At 64.5% G+C, this 15,481-nt stretch carries 14 protein-coding genes and 1 pseudogene; 11 read left to right on the top strand and 4 right to left on the bottom strand.

The window, feature by feature from the left end; genetic code table 11:
- The 10 genes and pseudogenes from yidD to FFS21_RS29805 form a co-directional block, all read left to right on the top strand.
- The coding region (gene yidD, locus FFS21_RS29850; protein ID WP_249359747.1) for a membrane protein insertion efficiency factor YidD at positions 1-287 on the top strand (287 nt) is incomplete at its 5' end.
- 22 nt (positions 288-309) lie between these two features.
- Entirely contained in the window at positions 310-1,986 is a 1,677-nt protein-coding gene (gene yidC, locus FFS21_RS29845; protein WP_137928272.1) for a membrane protein insertase YidC, read from the top strand.
- Between the two features lie 172 nt (positions 1,987-2,158).
- A complete protein-coding gene (gene tam, locus FFS21_RS29840) occupies positions 2,159-2,929 on the top strand; it encodes a trans-aconitate 2-methyltransferase (RefSeq protein ID WP_137928271.1) in 771 nt (256 codons plus the stop codon).
- A gap of 111 nt (positions 2,930-3,040) precedes the next feature.
- Positions 3,041-3,844: a CHAD domain-containing protein gene (locus FFS21_RS29835; RefSeq protein ID WP_137928270.1), complete on the top strand. Its 804-nt coding sequence runs from the start codon at positions 3,041-3,043 to the stop codon at positions 3,842-3,844.
- Between the two features lie 5 nt (positions 3,845-3,849).
- The gene (gene mnmE / locus FFS21_RS29830) at positions 3,850-5,283 is read left to right on the top strand and encodes a tRNA uridine-5-carboxymethylaminomethyl(34) synthesis GTPase MnmE (protein ID WP_137928269.1); all 1,434 of its coding nucleotides are present in this window, start codon (positions 3,850-3,852) and stop codon (positions 5,281-5,283) included.
- 82 nt (positions 5,284-5,365) lie between these two features.
- Positions 5,366-6,276 (top strand): annotated as a pseudogene (gene dinD / locus FFS21_RS29825) (DNA damage-inducible protein D).
- A 62-nt stretch (positions 6,277-6,338) separates the two neighbouring features.
- Complete coding sequence (locus FFS21_RS29820; protein WP_249359743.1) at positions 6,339-6,818, top strand: hypothetical protein; 480 nt, start codon at positions 6,339-6,341, stop codon at positions 6,816-6,818.
- 163 nt (positions 6,819-6,981) lie between these two features.
- Positions 6,982-7,578 carry a TetR/AcrR family transcriptional regulator gene (locus FFS21_RS29815; protein WP_137928267.1) on the top strand — a complete coding sequence of 199 codons (597 nt, stop codon included), beginning with the start codon at positions 6,982-6,984 and terminating at the stop codon, positions 7,576-7,578.
- A gap of 66 nt (positions 7,579-7,644) precedes the next feature.
- Positions 7,645-8,226: an OB-fold protein gene (locus tag FFS21_RS29810; protein WP_137928266.1), complete on the top strand. Its 582-nt coding sequence runs from the start codon at positions 7,645-7,647 to the stop codon at positions 8,224-8,226.
- A 194-nt stretch (positions 8,227-8,420) separates the two neighbouring features.
- Entirely contained in the window at positions 8,421-9,011 is a 591-nt protein-coding gene (locus FFS21_RS29805) for an Sbal_3080 family lipoprotein (protein WP_370459247.1), read from the top strand.
- A 29-nt stretch (positions 9,012-9,040) separates the two neighbouring features.
- Here FFS21_RS29805 and FFS21_RS29800 read toward each other — a convergent pair whose 3' ends face one another.
- From FFS21_RS29800 to FFS21_RS29785, 4 genes are all read right to left on the bottom strand, one after another.
- Positions 9,041-11,053 (bottom strand): methyl-accepting chemotaxis protein, encoded by a 2,013-nt coding sequence (locus FFS21_RS29800; RefSeq protein ID WP_249359742.1) that lies wholly within the window; start codon positions 11,051-11,053, stop codon positions 9,041-9,043.
- Between the two features lie 171 nt (positions 11,054-11,224).
- Complete coding sequence (locus FFS21_RS29795) at positions 11,225-12,199, bottom strand: M14 family metallopeptidase (RefSeq protein ID WP_137928265.1); 975 nt, start codon at positions 12,197-12,199, stop codon at positions 11,225-11,227.
- A 33-nt stretch (positions 12,200-12,232) separates the two neighbouring features.
- A complete protein-coding gene (locus FFS21_RS29790) occupies positions 12,233-13,204 on the bottom strand; it encodes a Bug family tripartite tricarboxylate transporter substrate binding protein (protein ID WP_137928264.1) in 972 nt (323 codons plus the stop codon).
- 308 nt (positions 13,205-13,512) lie between these two features.
- Entirely contained in the window at positions 13,513-14,430 is a 918-nt protein-coding gene (locus FFS21_RS29785) for a LysR family transcriptional regulator (protein ID WP_137928263.1), read from the bottom strand.
- Between the two features lie 112 nt (positions 14,431-14,542).
- Between FFS21_RS29785 and FFS21_RS29780 the strand changes: the two genes are divergently transcribed.
- The gene (locus FFS21_RS29780) at positions 14,543-15,319 is read left to right on the top strand and encodes a MerR family transcriptional regulator (protein WP_137928273.1); all 777 of its coding nucleotides are present in this window, start codon (positions 14,543-14,545) and stop codon (positions 15,317-15,319) included.
- Positions 15,320-15,481 lie beyond the last annotated feature (162 nt).

The following is a 15,481-nucleotide window of genomic DNA, read 5'->3' as shown; positions in this document are numbered from 1 at the left end:
TGCTTGCCCTGCTGCGCGTCTACAAGATCGCCCTGAGTCCGTACCTGGGCTCGCAGTGCCGCTTCCTGCCCACGTGTTCCGACTATGCCCGCGACGCCATCGCCAGCCATGGCCCGGCGCGCGGCACGTGGATGGCTGCGTGCAGGCTTTGCCGCTGCCATCCTTTCGCAAAGGGCGGGTATGATCCCGTGCCCGAGCCCGCAGTAAACGGGAAGGCCGACGCGGCGCCCCGCGCATCCGCCGCGCCAGGCCGTCCGCCTGTCACGGTCCGGCTCCCCAGACCCTGATTCCCCCAGACCATAGCGAGATATGGATATCAAACGCACTATCCTGTGGGTCATCTTCTCGATGGCCCTCGTGCTGCTCTACGACAACTGGCAGCGCGCCAACGGCCACGCGTCGATGTTCTTCCCGAGCGCCAATACGCAACAGCAGGCCGCTCCGGCCGGTGGTGCGAGCGGCGCCGCGGCCCAGGGTGACGTGCCCAAGGCCAGCGGGACGAACGCTTCCGCGCCAGGCGCCGTGCCGGCTGCCCCGCAGGGCGCCGCACAGCCTTCGGCCGAGAAGGTCGTGGTGACCACCGACGAGGTACGCGCGGAGATCGATACCGCTGGCGGCATCGTGTCGCGCCTCGAGCTGCTGCACGAGAAAGAGAAGGACGGCAAGCCCGTGGTGCTGTTCGAACGCGATGCCACGCGTACGTACCTGGCACGTTCGGGCCTGATCGGCGGCGACCTGCCGAACCACACGACGGTGTTCACGGCTGCCCCCGGCGCTCGCGCGCTGGCACCCGGCCAGGACAAGCTCGACGTTGTACTGACGGCCGAGAAGAACGGTGTGAAGTTCACGAAGACGTACACCTTCAACAAGGGCAGCTACGTCATCGATACGCGCTTCGACGTGGCCAACTCGGGCACGGCGCCGATCTCGCCCACGCTGTACATGGAACTCGCGCGCGATGGCAGCAAGGTCGAGCAGTCGCAGTTCTACAGCACGTTCACGGGCCCGGCCATCTACACGAACGCCGACAAGTACCACAAGATCAGCTTCGAGGACATCGCCAAGGGCAAGGCCACCGTGCCGCCCGCCACGAACAATGGCTGGGTAGCGATGGTGCAGCATTACTTCGCCTCGGCCTGGATTCCGCAGAACGGCAAGGAGCACAGCTTCTACGCCGAGCAGATCGATCCGAACCTGTACCGCGTGGGTGTCCAGCAGCCGCTGGGCCAGATCGCGCCGGGCGCGGCGGTCAGCACCCAGGCACGCCTGTTCGCGGGTCCGCAGGAAGAGCACATGCTCGAGCAGATCACGCCGGGCCTGGAACTGGTGAAGGACTATGGCTGGCTGACCATCCTGGCCAAGCCGCTGTTCTGGCTGCTGGAGAAGCTGCACGGCTTCCTGGGCAACTGGGGCTGGTCGATCATCGCGCTGACCGTGCTGATCAAGCTGGTGTTCTTCCCGCTGTCCGCCGCGAGCTACCGCTCGATGGGCAAGATGAAGGACCTGCAACCCCGCATGACGTCGATCCGCGAACGCTACAAGGGCGATCCGCAGAAGATGAACGCGGAGATGATGGCCCTGTACCGTACCGAGAAGGTGAACCCGCTCGGCGGCTGCCTGCCGATCGTGATCCAGATCCCGGTGTTCATCGCGCTGTACTGGGTGCTGCTGTCGTCGGTGGAAATGCGCGGCGCGCCCTGGCTGGGCTGGATCCATGACCTCTCGGTGCCGGATCCGTTCTACATCCTGCCGATCGTGATGGCTGTGTCGATGTTCGTGCAGACCAAGCTGAACCCGACCCCGCCGGATCCCGTGCAGGCCAAGGTCATGATGATCATGCCGCTGGTGTTCTCGTTCATGTTCTTCTTCTTCCCGGCCGGCCTCGTGCTGTACTGGGTGGTGAACAACATCCTGTCGATTGCCCAGCAATGGCAGATCAACCGCATGCTCGGCAAGGGCAAGGCGGCGGCGATCGCCAAGAGCTGATCGTCGAAAAGCTGATCGCCGGGGTTCTGCCCCGCATTACGAAGAACCCGGCCTCGCGCCGGGTTTTTTGTTGTCTGTTTTTATCGCCGCCGCCACGCGGCTGGCCTCAAGGCGTATGCTTCAGGTCTTATATAAGACTTAGCAACCCCGCTGCAGCGGAAAGGGACATGCCATGACGTGGTCGGCCAGCCAATACGTACAGTTCGAGGACGAGCGCACCCGCCCGGTGCGCGATCTGGTGGCGGCCATTCCGCCGGTGGATGCACGGCGCGTGGTCGATATCGGCTGCGGCCCAGGCAACTCCACCGAGGTGCTGGCCGCGCGATTTGTCGATGCCGAAGTCACGGGCGTGGACAGCGACACCGACATGATCGCCGCCGCCCGCAAGCGGCTGCCCGACCTGCATTTCGATATTGCCGATGCCACGCAATGGAACGACGCCGGCCCGTGGGATGTGATGCTGGCCAACGCCGTGTTCCAGTGGGTGCCCGACCACGCCACGCTGTTTCCCTCGCTCGTCAGCCGCCTGACGCCGGGCGGCAGCCTCGCCGTGCAGATGCCGGACAATCTCAACGAGCCGCCGCACCTGCTGATGCGCGAAACCGCCATGAACGGCCCGTGGTCTGCCAAGCTGACCGAGGCGGCTGGCACGCGCACCGCCCTGCCCTCCGAACGCTGGTATTACGAATTGCTGAAGCCGCACTGCAGCCGCGTGGATATCTGGCGCACGATCTACCAGCATCCGCTCAAGGGCGGCGCGGCGGCGGTGGTCGAGTGGTTCAAGGGTAGCGGCCTGCGGCCGTTCCTGGCACCGCTCGACGAGACCGAGAAAGCCGCCTATCTCAGACAATACGAAGCGGCCCTGGCCAAAGTCTTTCCGGCGCTGCCAGACGGCACGGTACTGCTGCCCTTCCCTCGGGTCTTCATTGTCGCCACCCGATAGCTCAGTGTTGGCGCCGGGCGATGCATGCGCCACCCACGTGCGCCATCGCCTACACTAGACGGACCCCTGCGCAGTCAATCTCTTTGCCGGTCACGATCAAGAGACACCGCCATGAGCCGTCAACCAGCATTGCATCGCAAGATGCGTCCCACCCGGGCGTTCGTTATCCTGGGCGATCACGGGCTGCGCGCTGTCGACAAGCGGCTCGAAGCGCTGCAGCATCGGGACGAGATCGAAGATGTACATCAACTACGCGTCGCCCTTCGCCACCTGCGTGCCGTGACGTGGGCCTTCGGGCCGGTCCTTGGCGCGCACGTCAAGGCGCGCTGGAAGCGTACGCTGCACGATATGGCCGGCGCTGCCGGACCCGTGCGCGACTGGGATGTCTTCATTTCGGAGACCCTTGCGCCGGCGCTGGAGATGCAGCCCAACGATCCGGTGTTGACCACGCTGGTGCAGACCGCGCAAGCGCGACGCGTGGCCGATCACGCCGAAATGATGGAGAAGCTCGCGCACTATCGGCAATCGCCGCTGCCTATCCTGTATCGCGATCTGATTCATATCGCCTCGGAGACATCCGACGAGCGCTTGAAGGGCTTCGCGCCCCGCCGCATTCGAAAGGCCCGGCGCCATGTTTGCGATCTGGCGCGCATCGCCCGCGACGGCCAGACTGATCACGTTCACAAACTCCGCATCGGCAACAAGCGTCTGCGCTATGCCATCGAGGCACTATCCGACGTGCTCCCCGGCCGCTATCGCAAACGCCTGCGCAAGAAACTGGTCGCCCGGCAATCCGCGCTGGGTGACCTGATCGACGAGAGCGTGGCGCGCCGCCTGATGGCCGAATGCCTGGGCTGCGCCGACGCGCTTCACGACGCCCTCCCCTCCGATCCGCAAAACGTTCTGCGACAATAGCGCCCATGACTGCCACCCTCACCGAGCTACCGATTGCCGCCATCGCCACCGCACCGGGACGCGGCGGCATCGGCGTGGTACGCGTGTCCGGCCCCGATGTCGGCACGATCATGCGCGCCGTATGCGGCCGCAACCTGCAACCGCGCCACGCCACCTACCTGCCCTTCCTCGATGCACGCGGCAAGGTCATCGACCATGGCCTGGCGTTGTACTTCCCCGCGCCGAATTCCTACACCGGAGAGGAAGTGCTTGAACTGCAGGGCCACGGCGGCCCGGTGGTCATGCAGATGCTGCTGTCGCGCTGCCTCGAAGCAGGCAAGCCCGTGGGCCTGCGCGTGGCCGAACCCGGCGAATTCACGCGCCGCGCATTTCTGAACGACAAGCTCGACCTGGCGCAAGCGGAAGCCGTGGCCGACCTGATCGAAGCCAGCACCGAAGCCGCCGCCCGCTCGGCCGCGCGTTCGATGGAAGGCGAGTTCTCCAGCGCCATCCACGCGCTTGTGGAAAAGGTCATCCACCTGCGCATGCTGGTGGAAGCCACGCTCGATTTTCCTGAAGAGGAAATCGACTTCCTCGAAGCCTCCGATGCACGCGGCCAACTCACGCGCATTCGTGAAGCGCTGGCGGGCGTGTTGAAGCAGGCGCGCCAGGGTTCGTTGCTGCGCGAAGGGTTGTCGGTGGTGCTGGCGGGTCAACCGAACGTCGGCAAGTCGTCGCTGCTGAACGCACTGGCCGGCGCGGAGCTTGCCATCGTCACACCCATCGCCGGCACCACGCGCGACCGTGTGCGCGAGACCATCCAGATCGACGGCATCCCGCTGCACATCATCGACACTGCCGGTCTGCGCGATGACGCTGCCGACGAAGTGGAGCGCATCGGTATCGAACGCACGTGGGAGGCCATTCGTCGCGCGGATATCGTGCTGCACCTCGTGGATGCTGCCGACTACCTCGAACACGGCATCTCGGAAACCGACGACCACATCGACGATCGCCTGAGCGGCCAACTGCCACCGGGCTCGCCCATCGTGCGCGTGGTCAACAAGATCGACCTCGCCCCATCGGCTGGCGAAATGGGCTTCGGCGGCAACCGGCCGCACGTTGTGGCCGCCAACGGCCCCAATCCCACCGAGATCTGGATCTCCGCACGCACCGGTGCCGGCATCGATCTGATGCGTCGCGAACTGCTGCGCCTGATCGGCTGGCAATCCGGCAACGAAGGCACCTTCCTGGCCCGCGAACGCCACCTCATCGCCCTGCGCAGCGCGCAGTCCCACCTCGACTGCGCCGTGGAACGCGCCGAACAAAGCGCCCAGGCCCTCGACCTGTTCGCCGAGGAACTACGGCTCGCGCAGGATCACCTGAACAGCATCACGGGCGAGTTCACGAGCGACGATCTGCTGGGGACGATCTTTACGCGGTTTTGTATTGGGAAGTGAGTATCGACCTGCGCGGCGCAATGCCGTGCAGATCGGTAACCACGGCGGGGTCTTCGTCCAGGTCAACATCCTTCGGGCCATCATGGATGACACTGTGTTTTTGTACAGTGCCATCCATGAAGCCATGACTACCCAGCAAACTACCGCGAAGACCACCAGTACTTTCGAGAGTACCCGGCAAACGAACGAGGAAGATTCCGAGTTCTGGTACGCCAGAGATCTCCAGCCCATCCTGGAGTATGCAAACTGGGAGAGCTTCCGCCGGGTGGTCGACAAGGCCGTCGAAGCGTGCAAGAAGTCCGGTCAAACGCCAGCAGACCATTTTCGTCACATCACGAAAATGGTTTCCATCGGTTCTAAAGCCCGTCGCGCCATTGAAGACTGCGAGTTGTCGAGATATGCCTGCTATCTGGTCGTACAGAATGGTGATCCGTCCAAACTTGCAATTGCTCAGGGGCAGACGTACTTTGCGATCCAGACCAGGCGGCAGGAACTAGCGGATGACTCGCCAAGGTTTGGAAATTTCTCTGAGGATGAACGACGTTTGATGCTGCGTGGGGAATTGGTCCATCACAACAAGGCGTTGACAGCTGCTGCAAAGAGCGCTGGTGTCAAAACCGGTCTCGACTACGCAATCTTTCAAGACCACGGCTACCGCGGACTTTATGGTGGCTTCGGCGCAAAGGATATCCACGGATCCAAGCGTCTAAAGAAGACGCAACGAATCCTCGACCATATGGGCAGCACCGAGCTTGCGGCAAATTTGTTTCGCGCAACGCAGACCGAAGAGAAGCTGAGGCGAGACAACGTTCGCGGTAAGTCACAGGTGCCACCCACTTTGAGGTTGGAGCCAAAGTCCGTCAAACGATTGTGGAGCTTGGAGGCACGATGCCTGAAAGCTTGCCAACGCCGGAGAAGAGCATTCAGCAGCTCGAGCGAGAGCAGCAGCAACTACAACTCGACTCGAACGGCTTGAATGGCGACGACCACTAGCGTCATCCTGTTGTCGCAACCCCATTGATGCTGCATCTTGCACTCACGCCGTTCCAATGGTCATGAACCGCCCCCTCACCCCCGGCGAAATCGCCCTCGCCCATCAGATCTTTGCTGACGCGGTCGATTACGCGTCTGTCCGCATCCTTCATCGCAATTTCGTCTTCTGGCAGGGTGGTCGCTACATCATCACGCCGAACGGCAACATCTACCTTGGGCGCAAGCTGCGTGGGATCGATGACTTCAGCCGGGCCGGGTTGGGGCTGCAGGCGCTGTTCATCCATGAGATGGCGCATGTCTGGCAGCATCAGCGCGGGGTCAATGTGTTGTGGCGCGGTGGGTGCGAACAGGTGCTGCACTTCCTGGGGTTCAACCAGTATCGCTATCGACTGACTGCGGGCAAGGCGTTGCATGACTACAAGCTGGAGCAGCAGGGCGATATCCTGCGTGACTTCTTTCTGGCGGGGCAAGGGCACACGGCGCCGTATGGGGTGGAGGAATACCTTGTGGCGCTGGGGAGTCAGGGGGCAACTATCGTTTGATGTTGCGCTGCGCCTCGGTAGCTCCCCTCTCCCATGAAATGGGAGAGGGGAGCAAACCGGGAGCGGGATCGTTTGCCGAGGGTCTATTCCATTTGAAGTCCGCTGCGTTGACTTGTCATGCGATGTGGCGGACCATCGCCCACACAGCTTTCTGGAGCACATCATGCCGCGTGTATCGAAAGCGGAAGCGGAGAAGAACCGCGTAGTCATCGAGCAGGTATCGTCGCGGCTGTTCCGCGAGCAGGGATTCAACGGTGTCAGCGTGGCGGACCTCATGGGTGCCGCCGGCCTCACGCACGGCGGCTTCTACGGCCATTTCGAATCGAAGGATGCGCTGGCTGCCATCGCCTGCACCCGTGCCTTCGAGGAAGCCGAAGGGCGCTGGCGCAAGCGCGTGGCCGACGCCGCCGACAATGATGCCGCGCTTGCCGCCCTGATCGACGGCTATCTCTCGACGCGTAACCGCAATAGCTCCGGCACGGGGTGCCCCGTGGCGGCACTGGCCAACGACGTGGCGCGTGAAGCCGTGGACAAGCCCGTGCGTGCGGCCTTCCATGATGGCGTGGAAGACCTCTTGCAGATCCTGACCGCCATCCAGCCGGGCGATGACGCCTCGGCAGCCCGCAGCAAAGCCGTCGCACAGATGGCCACGCTGGCCGGAGCGCTGATGCTGTCGCGCGCCACGATGGGCACGCCGCTGTCGAACGAGATCCTCGCCGCCGCGCGGACGTTCCTGCTGGCGGGCGCGGAACCGGGCTAGGACGCGCTACACTGGCGACCTACTTACCTGCCTATCCCGGCCAGATGCGTCCGGCCCGCCCCCAAGATGTTGAGCAATTCCCGCCAGATCCTCGTTGCCGCCGTCGCTGTCGTTGTCCTTGTCCTGCTGTGGTTCGTAGGGAACGACACCGGTGAAATCGTCCCCACCAACACCACCACCGATACCGCTGCAGCCTCCACCCCGGCCGAACCGCCGGCCAGCCTCCCGCGCGGCATTCCGCGCAACGGCGTGCTGGACCCGATCAGTATCGATCCGAACCGCCCTGCCGACCTGCTGCCGCAATATCCGGCCGATGCGCTGGCTACCGACTACGCCGCCGACGCCGCCGCCGCCGATGATCGCTACAAGGGGAAGTACCTCATCGTCGAAGGTGTGGCGAGTGGCATCCGGCGCGATCACGCGCACGTGTACCTCGAAATCCGCACCGACAATCCCGGCGTGGTAGTGCGAGCCGATCTGCTGAAGGACCAGATCTGCGGTCCGGGCACCCGCGCCTGCGAGGTGGAAGCGCGCGCAACGATGGTCCGCCGCGGCCAGAAGGTTGCCGTGGAATGCAACGGCGCAGGGGTTGGCGAGGGCGGTACGCCGCTGCTGTCGGACTGCCTGCTGCGCGGCGGCGCCAACTAGGCATCACATCGAGGCATCGCTTCGGGATCCGGGGGTTGCGCGGCGATTTGCGGCAGCAGTCCCTCGCTGTTCTGCGCTTTGATCCATGGCCGGCACGCCTACATTACGGAGGCATGCTGCCGGCAATGCGCCCCTGAACCGCCATGGATGCGGGTCCGGGCGGCCGGCGCCCTCGCCGACGCGATCCAGGACCCATGATGAAGAGAGTAACGATTGCCGCCACGCTGGCCCTGCTGGCCACGGGCTGTTCCACCTACCAGAGCGTGTTGCCGGTAGATCGCGCGGATCAGGTCGATCCGATTGCCGGTTTCCAGCCCGGTGCCTATGGCGGCCCGGCGCAGTTCCGTGTCGATGGCAACCGCGTGGTCGGTGCCGATGGCTCGCTGTTCTGCGTGGTCACCAACCAGGTGAGCAACAATGCCTACGTGGAAAGCTTCATCAAGGCACTGCGCGTGCGCAACTTCGAGGTGAAGCTGCTGCCGCCGAACTCGTCCATGGCATCCTGCCCGATGACGGCGATGTACGTGGCACAGCGCCAGAACTACATCACGCCCTTCCTGGCCGCCGCCGACATCACCGTGTACCGCAACGGCGAGCGCGTGGGCAAGGCCATCTTCAACGCCAACCGCAGCGCGGGTGGCGTGAACCTGAGCAACTTCATTCCGCCCGACATGAAGATCGAGGAACTGGTGGACGAACTCTTCCCCGGACTGAAGCCGCAACCCCAGCCCGAAGCAGCACCGGCGCCGGCACCCGCCCAGCCCGCCCCGGCCCCGGTGGCCTGAGCGGGCTACGTCGAAGCTGGCCGGGACGATCAGGCCAGCCTGAACACCTCCACCGCCTGGCGCAACTCCTGCGCCTGGTGATGCAGGCTTTCGGCGGCGGCAGCGGCTTCTTCCACGAGCGCGGCGTTCTGCTGCGTCACTGTATCCATCTCCGCCACGGCGCTGCTCACCTGCCCCAGCCCCAGCGATTGCTCGCGCGAGGCTGTGCTGATATCGCCCATCAGCGCGGCAATGCCTTCCACGCGACGCACCATATCGTCGATGGCCGTACCCGCCTGCTGCACGGCCTCGTTGCCCGACTTCAGATCGGTCACCGTACGCTCGATCAACTGCTTGATCTCGCCCGCAGCGTTTGCGCTGCGTTGCGCCAGGCTACGCACCTCGCCCGCCACCACGGCAAACCCACGGCCATGCTCGCCCGCGCGCGCGGCTTCCACGGCGGCGTTGAGCGCCAGGATGTTGGTCTGGAACGCGATGCCGTCGATCATGCCGATGATGTCCACCACCTGCTGCGCATTGCGATGGATGTCGGCCATGGTCGTGACCACGCGGCCCACCGTGGTGCCGCCGGCGCGTGCCGCATCGGCGGCGCTCGCCACGGCGGCATTCGCGTCGTGCGCGTTGTCGGCATTCTGCTTCACCGTGACCGAAAGCTCCTCGATGCTCGCCACGGTCCGCTCCAGGCTGCCCGCCTGCGATGCGGTGCGCGCCGAGAGATCGGCATTGCCGCTGGCAATCTGGCTCGTGCTGCCCGCAATGGCGCCCACGCTGCCGCGCACCTTGTCGACGATGCCACTGAGGCCCTGCCCCACGCCATCGATCGCACGCATCAACTGGCCGATCTCGTCATTGCGCGTGGTCTCCAGCCGCGCGGTGAGATCACCGGAAGCCAGGCGCCCTGCTGCATCGGCGGCATGCGCCAGCGGCTGGCTGACCATACGGCGCAGCAGCCACCAGAACGCGGCCGACACCACCAGCGCAGCCAGCAGTCCACCGGCCAGGAAAAGGTTGCGGCTGGCTTCGAGTTCGTTGCGCAGCGAGGCCGTCGGCACGCTGCCGGCAATCAGCCACTTCCATTCGGGATAGGTCGCGAACGCGGTCAGGCGCTCCACTGCGGCGTTGTTGCCGATGGCCACGGTGTTGATCACATCGCCATCCTTCGCGGCGATCATGTCACGCACCCAGGACTTCCCCTCGGCATCCTTGGCATCGATCTGCACAGTTCCTTCGCTGCCGGAGCGGTCCACCATCACCTTGCCCTGGTCCGCACCCGGCTTGGCGTCGATCACGATGAACTGGCCATCGGCACCGATCGTCTTGCGACGGATGCGGTTTTTCAGCGCCGCGAGTTCCGCCTCGACGTTCACGCCCACGTACAGCGCGCCGACGATCTTCCCGCTGGCATCGCGCACGGGTTCGTACTTGCTCATGTAGGGCTTGCCGAACAGCCAGGCCAGCGAGCGGTACGACTTGCCTGCAGCCACCGCCGCGTAGGCCGGGCTGGCGCGATCGAGCACGGTGGCGATGGCGCGCTGGCCATCCTGCTTTTTCAGCGAGGTGGTGACGCGGATGTAGTCATCGCCCGTACGCGCGAAAACCGTGGCCACCACGCCACCCGTGTTGGCGAAGAACTTGTCCGGGATCTCGAAGCTGTTGTTGAGCACAAGGTCGCCGCTGCGGAACTCGGGCGTGGCCTTGCCAGCCACCTCGATGGTCTGCGCGGGGTCCACGGCATACGGTCCGGGGAGTACGGCGGCAAAGCTCAGCAGGAAGCGGTCGGCCTCCTGCAACATGGTGTCGTCGAGCTGGGCCACCAGCTCGCGCAGGGTCTGGCTTTCGGCGGTGATGGCCTCGCGCGCCTGCGTTTCGAGCTGGCGCATGCTGCTCAGCGAGAGCGCCAACGAAAAGGCGCAGAACGCGACAATCTGGACGGCAAGGACTACCAGCGCTAGGCGCGTGCCGATACTCCAGCTGCCGGCCCGCGCGCGCAAGCCGCCAGCCGACGCCTGCCGCGGCAGGGTAAGAGAAGAGTTTGAATACAAGGGGCGCTCCGTGATTAACGCCGTGCACCATCGTGACGCACGGGTAACGCCCGCTCTGATGGCAGGTCGTCACGTCACGGTTATCGGATGTCCGAAGTGCCGCCTTGAATGTAGAGAACGCTTAATCTAGGGAATCAGCAAAATATCACGTTGTGATATATGCAACCGGTTTCATAGTTCAAGCTGTCCGAGCCGCACTACGGTCACACCGGGCCGGAGCTGGCGCAGAGAAGGCATGACGAGCACGCAGTTGGCGTAGGGCGTGACCACGGGTTCGCCATCGCGCCAGGCGATCACGGTGCCCGCGTCGGCAAACGTTTCGAGGCCGGTATAAGGGCCAGCAAAACGGAAGTCCATGCTGCTGGCCACCACTGGCTCGGTCACGCGGATCACGCGTTGCGTGGCGGGCAGCGGACGCAGCCATCCGGCGGGCAGATCGGCTTCCTCGACGATGCCAGCGTTCAGCAGAAAGCGCGCGGTGCTGTCGCGGGCCACGTCCACGGCGGAGACTTCCCAGTGCTGGCCGCATTCGATCAGCAGCGCGTTGCGTGCGCTCGCGGCATCGCCAAAATCGGCGTAGTCGCGCATGCGGCGGCCTTCCGGATGGCCTTCGTCGACGATCACGTCGGCAGGCGTGCCGAGCGCCCGCGATAGCGCGATGCCCTTGTCGAGCGGACCCGACACGATCAGCGGACGGCTCTTCTCATGCATCGAATGCAGATCGAGCAGCAGGTCGACGGTATCGACAATGGGACGCATCGCACGGGCACGGCGCAGCTCCGAGGAATCGCGCGACATGTCGTCGAGCACAGCAGCGGTCCAGACGCGGTTGAAGTCCTGATCGACAAAGCGTGACGCATCGGGCGTGGACGCATCGAAGCGCGCGTAGGCATCCACATTGGCAAACGACAGCGTCAGCTTGCCCGTGCGCGGACGCAGGCCATGGTCAAGCAGGCCGCCCACCGTAATCGCCCCACACACCTCGTTGCCGTGCGTCAGTGCGTTGATCATCACGTGCGGACCTGCAATGCCGCTGTCGAACGTGTGGACGTACGCCACGCCGCTGTTGCCTTCGGCGTAGGGGCGGATATCGGGAAACTCGACCTCGACCGCATAGGCGTCGAAGGTAGGGGCACGCTGCGTCATCTGGTACATCCTCGGCTGTGGCTTATTGGCGGCTCATTGGCGAATATCGGCGGTCTGCACGATGGTGCGGTACTTGGCCGTCTCGCGCTTCACGAAGCTGGCGAACTGCGCCGGATTGGCCGGTGAAACCTCCACGCCGGCCTCGGCCAGCTTCTTCTTTACATCGGGCATGGTCAGCACGGCCTGCATCTCAGTATTCAGGCGATCGATAATAGCCCGGTCAGTTTTGCCAGGTGCCATCAATCCAAACCATACTCCCATGTCCACGCCCTTGAGCGCGGGGGTCTCGGCCAGCGCAGGAACATTCGGCGCCACGCTGGCGCGCTTGCCTTCGGTCACGCCATAGGCCCGCACGCGGTTGGCCTGGATATGCGGAAGTGCGGAGGACAGCACCATCACGGCGAGATCGATCTGACCGCCGAGCAGGTCGGTGGCCATGGCGGAAGCGCCCTTGTAAGGCACATGCGTGATGTTGACCTGGCCCTGCTGCTTGATGAGTTCACCAGCCAGGTTCAGCGGCGTACCCACGCCCGACGAGGCATACGACAGCGAACCCGGCTTGGCCTTGGCCAGCGCAATCAGTTCGGCGGCATTCTTCGCGGGCAGGTCCAGCTTGCCAACCAGCACCATCGGCTGCGTGCCGACGAACGTGATGGCCGCCAGATCCTTCTCGCCGTCATAGCGCACAGCCGGATTGGTCAGGCGCGCGATCGACACTTCGCTGCCCGAACCCAGCAGCAGTGTGTAGCCATCGGCCTCGGCCTTGACCACCTTCTGTGCGCCGATCGTGCCGCCGGCCCCACCCAGGTTCTCGATGACCACGCTCTGCCCGAGACGCTTGCTCAGTTCCGGCGCCACGGTGCGCGCCACGAGGTCCACACTGCCGCCTGCGGTGTAACCCACGACGAGCGTGATCGGCTTGGTGGGATAGGCGGGAGCGGCCGAGGCCGCGAACGCGGCACTGGCAAGGGTGGCGGCAACAGCCGCGCGCATCAGGGTCTTCATGATTTCTCCGGCAGGGCTTTGAATGTTTGCGCCGATGTTAGAGAGCGCGCGGCGAGGCATCGTGCAGCTTTGGCAATGGGGGTTGCTGTTTTGGCAATGAGCGGAAGTGGTGCATGGCCGCTCTTCCGGCTTGGCTTTTGGTTCCCCTCTCCCGCGCGGCGGGAGAGGGGTTAGGGGAGAGGGCGGGAGGCTCTGCTTGCCGACCACATCGCAATTTGGACCGCTGGCCCTCTCCCCCAGCCCCTCTCCCGCAAAGCGGGAGAGGGGAGCGAAACAAGCGGGGAAAGGGGAGCAGAACAAGAGGGGAGCTACCTGACCGCCGCCGCCCAAAACACCTCCGCCAACGCCCGCATCTGCGTTCTCGGCCGATACAGCCGGATATCCAGCGCAAGGTCCACAGCATCGCCCTGCACATCCGCACGCACCAGCCTCCCTGCATGCAGATCATCCGCAATCAGCTTCGCGGGCAGCCACGCCAGGCCCATTTTCTGGCGCACCATTTCATGCACCGACTCCGCGAAATCGCTCACCGCAATCACGTCGAGCTTGCCGGCCAGTTTGCGGCGCGCGATTTCCTGATTGACCATGCGGCCCATGGTCAGGGTCTCGGCATACGCGATCATCGGCACCATCGCCGTACGCTGTCCGAGTCGGAACGTTGGACCGCCGCGCGCATCGGCCGCTGCCACGCACACCAATCGCTCCACGCCCACCGGATGGAACATGTAGCGGGTGTCGTCGAGCATCACGGGAAGATCATGCGGGCTGTAGCAGAGCAGGAAGTCGGCATCGCCCTCGGAGAACATCTCCAGCGCGTCGTGCGTGGCGTGGGTGGAGAGCCGCGTGCGGAATCCCGCGCCCACGGCGTCGTCGCGCAAGGCATGGCGCAGGCTGGCCAGCCATGCGGGCACCATCGAGCGCGCCAGTGTCTTTCCGGTGGCAATCGTGATGGTGCTGGCGTCCGCACGATGCGCTGCGCGCAGCGACATGCGCGCCTCGTCGAGCGTGCGCAGCGCCGCCTGGGCGGCTTCGAGAAACTGGCGGCCTTCGGCGGTGAGCCGCACCGGAAACGCGCTGCGGTCGATCAGCGGCGCGCCGGCCCAGACCTCCAGCGCCTGCATGCGGCGACCGAATGCAGGCGGCGTGACATTGCGCAGTTCGGCGGCACGCGCGAGGCTGCCAGCCTGTGCCAGACAGACGAAATCTTCGAGCCAACGGATATGCATGGGGGCGCCGGAATGTGTTGGCGCATTGTAGCGTCGCCCGACTCGTTTAGAATTTTCCCCCATGACCTCGATCCCGCGCGATGGCCAGTCCGTCGCCTCCCCAGATTCCGCCATGTCCGCCGATCTATCCACGACACCGCCCGAGTACACGATCGACGAACTCGCGCGCGTGGCGGGCACCACGGTGCGCAATATCCGCTCGTACCAGGACAAGGGGCTGATCGATCCGCCCGAGCGGCGCGGGCGCGTGGGCATCTATACGCAGACGCATCTGGGACGGCTGCGGCTGATCAACCATCTGCTGGCGCGCGGCTACACGCTCGCCAACATCATGGAGTTGCTCAAGGCCATCGTGGAAGGGCACGACCTGCGCTCGATCCTGGGGCTGGAAACCGCGATCAGCAGTCCGTGGAATACCGAGGCACCGCGCCACTATTCCTATCTCGCACTCGCGCGCATGTTTGGCCGCGCGATTTCACGGCCGGTGCTGAAGCGCTCGATTGCGTTGGGGTTGCTGGAGCCGGATGGTCTTGGCTATCTGGCACGCAGTCCGCGCGCGCTGGCGGCGGGCGTGGAAATGTCGCGTGCGGGATTCCCGCTCGATGACGTGCTCGACATCATCGAGCATGCACGCGGGCATTTCCAGGCGGTGTCCGATCGTATCGTCGGCATGGTGGTGCGCGAACTGGACCGCTTCGGCGAAGGGCAACTGCCGCCGCCTGCGGAAGTGCCACGCATTGTGGATGTGCTGTGGCGGATTCGTCCGCTGGCGATGGTCACGCTGGAGACGGAGATGATGCGCGCACTGGAGATTTCGGCGAACAAGTATCTGGGGGATCGGGTGGCGGGGATTTTGGCGAGCCTTCAGGAAGAAAAGCGCGAGCGGTAATCAATGCGTTGGCCCTCTCCCCCGGCCCCTCTCCCGCGTGCGGGAGAGGGGGGTGTAGTGGTCCAATAAACCTGGACACCTCAAAAGGTAGACTTCGAGTCAACTGGAGAGGTGAAAAATGGCACGCAAGGGCTTTACGGAAGAGTTCAAGGCTGACGCCGT

Origin of the sequence: Cupriavidus sp. 2SB (genome assembly GCF_005503625.1) — a bacterium.
Lineage (GTDB): Bacteria > Pseudomonadota > Gammaproteobacteria > Burkholderiales > Burkholderiaceae > Cupriavidus.
The sequence above is the reverse complement of the archived record's forward strand: the minus strand, read 5'-3'. Positions and strand labels throughout refer to the sequence as shown.

What these genes read in the sequence shown, in the direction of transcription:
- yidC (WP_137928272.1), top strand. Translation starts at nt 310, where the DNA reads ATGGATATCAAACGCACTATCCTGTGGGTCATCTTCTCGATGGCCCTC.
- tam (WP_137928271.1), top strand. Translation starts at nt 2,159, where the DNA reads ATGACGTGGTCGGCCAGCCAATACGTACAGTTCGAGGACGAGCGCACC.
- FFS21_RS29835 (WP_137928270.1), top strand. Translation starts at nt 3,041, where the DNA reads ATGAGCCGTCAACCAGCATTGCATCGCAAGATGCGTCCCACCCGGGCG.
- mnmE (WP_137928269.1), top strand. Translation starts at nt 3,850, where the DNA reads ATGACTGCCACCCTCACCGAGCTACCGATTGCCGCCATCGCCACCGCA.
- FFS21_RS29820 (WP_249359743.1), top strand. Translation starts at nt 6,339, where the DNA reads ATGAACCGCCCCCTCACCCCCGGCGAAATCGCCCTCGCCCATCAGATC.
- FFS21_RS29815 (WP_137928267.1), top strand. Translation starts at nt 6,982, where the DNA reads ATGCCGCGTGTATCGAAAGCGGAAGCGGAGAAGAACCGCGTAGTCATC.
- FFS21_RS29810 (WP_137928266.1), top strand. Translation starts at nt 7,645, where the DNA reads ATGTTGAGCAATTCCCGCCAGATCCTCGTTGCCGCCGTCGCTGTCGTT.
- FFS21_RS29805 (WP_370459247.1), top strand. Translation starts at nt 8,421, where the DNA reads ATGATGAAGAGAGTAACGATTGCCGCCACGCTGGCCCTGCTGGCCACG.
- FFS21_RS29795 (WP_137928265.1), bottom strand. Translation starts at nt 12,199, where the DNA reads ATGACGCAGCGTGCCCCTACCTTCGACGCCTATGCGGTCGAGGTCGAG.
- FFS21_RS29790 (WP_137928264.1), bottom strand. Translation starts at nt 13,204, where the DNA reads ATGAAGACCCTGATGCGCGCGGCTGTTGCCGCCACCCTTGCCAGTGCC.
- FFS21_RS29785 (WP_137928263.1), bottom strand. Translation starts at nt 14,430, where the DNA reads ATGCATATCCGTTGGCTCGAAGATTTCGTCTGTCTGGCACAGGCTGGC.
- FFS21_RS29780 (WP_137928273.1), top strand. Translation starts at nt 14,543, where the DNA reads ATGTCCGCCGATCTATCCACGACACCGCCCGAGTACACGATCGACGAA.